The sequence below is a fragment of the Streptomyces sp. SolWspMP-5a-2 genome (genome assembly GCF_900091845.1).
Classification (GTDB): Bacteria; Actinomycetota; Actinomycetes; order Streptomycetales; family Streptomycetaceae; genus Streptomyces; species Streptomyces doudnae.
The window spans coordinates 1-2,760 of sequence record NZ_FMCI01000349.1; the positions used below are offsets into that span (position 1 = coordinate 1).

At 73.6% G+C, this 2,760-nt stretch carries 3 protein-coding genes; all 3 read left to right on the forward strand.

The features are described 5' to 3' along the window. The coding region (locus GA0115242_RS34550) for a cbb3-type cytochrome c oxidase subunit I (protein ID WP_176729970.1) at positions 1–959 on the forward strand (959 nt) is incomplete at its 5' end. A gap of 5 nt (positions 960–964) precedes the next feature. After that, on the forward strand, positions 965–1,303 hold the full coding sequence (locus tag GA0115242_RS34555; RefSeq protein WP_093835604.1) for a hypothetical protein: 339 nt from the start codon (positions 965–967) through the stop codon (positions 1,301–1,303). 203 nt (positions 1,304–1,506) lie between these two features. Beyond that, positions 1,507–2,751: a glycosyltransferase gene (locus GA0115242_RS34560; protein ID WP_093835603.1), complete on the forward strand. Its 1,245-nt coding sequence runs from the start codon at positions 1,507–1,509 to the stop codon at positions 2,749–2,751. The last annotated feature ends 9 nt before the right edge of the window (positions 2,752–2,760 follow it).

The following is a 2,760-nucleotide window of genomic DNA, read 5'->3' on the forward strand; positions in this document are numbered from 1 at the left end:
CCCACGTCTTCGACGCGGCCAACGGCGGAGCACTGCTGTGGCAGCACCTGTTCTGGTTCTTCGGGCACCCGGAGGTCTACATCATCGCGCTGCCGTTCTTCGGCATCATCAGCGAGGTCATCCCGGTCTTCTCCCGCAAGCCGATGTTCGGCTACCTGGGTCTGATCGGCGCGACCATCGCCATCGCGGGCCTCTCCGTGACGGTGTGGGCGCACCACATGTACGCCACCGGCGGGGTCCTGCTGCCGTTCTTCTCCTTCATGACGCTGCTCATCGCGGTGCCCACCGGCGTCAAGTTCTTCAACTGGATCGGCACGCTGTGGAAGGGGTCGCTGAGCTTCGAGACGCCGATGCTCTGGGCCTCGGGCTTCCTCGTCACGTTCGTGTTCGGCGGCCTCACCGGGGTGATCCTGGCCGCGCCGCCGCTGGACTTCGCCGTCTCCGACTCCTACTTCGTGGTGGCGCACTTCCACTACGTGGTCTTCGGGACGGTCGTCTTCGCGATGTTCTCCGGATTCCACTTCTGGTGGCCGAAGTTCACCGGCAGGACGCTCGACGAGCGGCTCGGCAAGATCACCTTCTGGACGCTGTTCACCGGTTTCCACGGCACCTTCCTGGTCCAGCACTGGCTGGGCGTCAACGGCATGCAGCGCCGCATCCCGGACTACCTCGCGGTGGAGGGCCTGACCACGCTCAACACCGTCTCGACGATCAGCTCCTTCCTGCTGGGCCTGTCGATCCTGCCGTTCCTCTACAACGTCTGGAAGACGGCCAGGTACGGCGAGCCGGTCGCCGTCGACGACCCGTGGGGATACGGACGCTCCCTGGAGTGGGCCACCTCCTGCCCGCCGCCGCGGCACAACTTCACCGCGCTGCCGCGGATCCGCAGCGAGTCCCCGGCGTTCGACCTGCACCACCTCGAACCCGGCGCGCGGGAGCGGGAGTTGACGGCCCGGTGACGACCATGGACGAGCACCCGCTGGACGTCGCGGCGTTCCTCAACGACATCGAGGGCCATCTGCTGCTCACCACGGCCCGGCGGGAGGCGGACGCGGCGGCGGCCCGCTTCACGGCCTCGCTCGGCTGGGCCACCGAGGCGCAGCGCGCCGACCTGCGGGAGCGGTTCGAGGCGGAGTACCGGGCGCTGCTGCGCGCCCAGTGGACGCGGACCGCCGACCGCGGCCGCGAGCTGCGCGCGGAGTACGAGGAGCGCTACCGGGTGCTGCGCGGGCGGCTGCTCGCGGTGTTCCTGCTGGGCTGCGCGCTGCTGACGGCCTCCGCGGCGCTGGTGGCGGCCGGTTGAACGACTGGCTCCGGTCGGCCGGGGCCGGGGTCTCGGACCAGGAGTCGGGACCGCGCGGTAGAAGGAAGGCGCGAGTTGGCGACCTTACGGGGAGCGGCCGGTGGGCGACGGCTGCGGCAGGCGTGAAGTGGCGGTCGCGGACGCGTCGTTGTCGCCCCCGCAGCGGTCCGGCCCGCATACTGGCCGACGTGCGGGTAGCGATCATGACAGCGGGCTCCCGGGGTGACGTGGCCCCCTACACCGGTCTCGGGCACGGCCTGGTCCGCGCCGGACACGAGGTCACCCTGGTGACGCACGCCCCGTTCGCCCCGCTGGTGTCGGGGTCGGGGGTGCGCTTCCATCCGCTGCCGGTCGACCCGCGCGCCGAGCTGGAGTCCTCGCGCGGGCGCGGGCTGCACCACAGCACCACCCGCGCGGGCAAGCTGGTGCGGGTGGCCTCGCTGGCCCGGTCGCTGATCGGCACCATGACCGACGACCTGCTGGCCGCGGCCCGCTCCAGCGACCTGCTGCTGGTGGCGCCCGCGGTGGGTCCCGTCGGCCACACCCTCGCGGAGGGCCTCGGTCTGCCGAGCCTGGACGTCCCGCTCCAACCCCTGTTCGGCACGCGGGAGTTCGCGCCGCCGATGCTGAGCGCCGGGTCCTGGGGCGCGGTCGGCAACCGGGTCGCGGGGCAGGCGGTGGCGCTCTCCGTGGAGCAGATCTTCTCCGGTGTCCTGCCCGGACTGCGGCGGCGGCTCGGCCTGCCCCGGCGCGGGACGCTCGCCGCCTGGCGGGCCAGGGAGCGGCTGGCGCCGCCGGTCCTGCACGGGTTCAGCTCCCTGGTGGTGCCCCGTCCCCGGGACTGGCGGCCCGGCCTGGACATCACCGGCTACTGGTGGCCCTACGACGTCGACACCCGACTCCCCGCCGAACTGCGGGACTTCCTCGACGCGGGTCCGCCCCCGGTCTTCGTCGGCCTGGGCAGCGCGACCGTGCCGCGACCCGATCTGCTGAGCGCGGCGGTGGTGCGGGCGCTGCGCCGGGCGGGGCTGCGCGGGGTGTTCCAGCGCGGCTGGGGCGAACTGGCCGCGCACGGGCCCGACATGCTGACGGTCGGCGAGGTCCCGCACGCGCTGCTGTTCCCGCGCGTGGCCGCCGTCGTCCACCACGCGGGCGCGGGCACCACCGCGGCGGGCCTGCGCGCGGGGGTTCCCGCGGTGCCCGTGCCGATCCAGTTCGACGAGGGATTCTGGGCGTCGCGGCTGGTCCGGCTGGGCGTGGCGCCTCACGCCCTTGCGCTGCGGCGGCTGTCCGAGGACGCGCTGCGCCTGGCGCTCACCCGCGCCACCCGCGACCCGGCCTTCGCCCGCCGCGCCCGCGACCTGGGGGCCCGGATCAGGGCGGAGGACGGGGTGTCCCCGGTGCTGGCGGCGGTGGAACGCCTGCGCCCGGCGCCCCCGGCCGCCTGACCCCGCGCC

Excerpts from the sequence above, each read along its gene's own strand:
- GA0115242_RS34555 (WP_093835604.1), top strand. The coding sequence starts at position 965 with ATGGACGAGCACCCGCTGGACGTCGCGGCGTTCCTCAACGACATCGAG.
- GA0115242_RS34560 (WP_093835603.1), top strand. The coding sequence starts at position 1,507 with ATGACAGCGGGCTCCCGGGGTGACGTGGCCCCCTACACCGGTCTCGGG.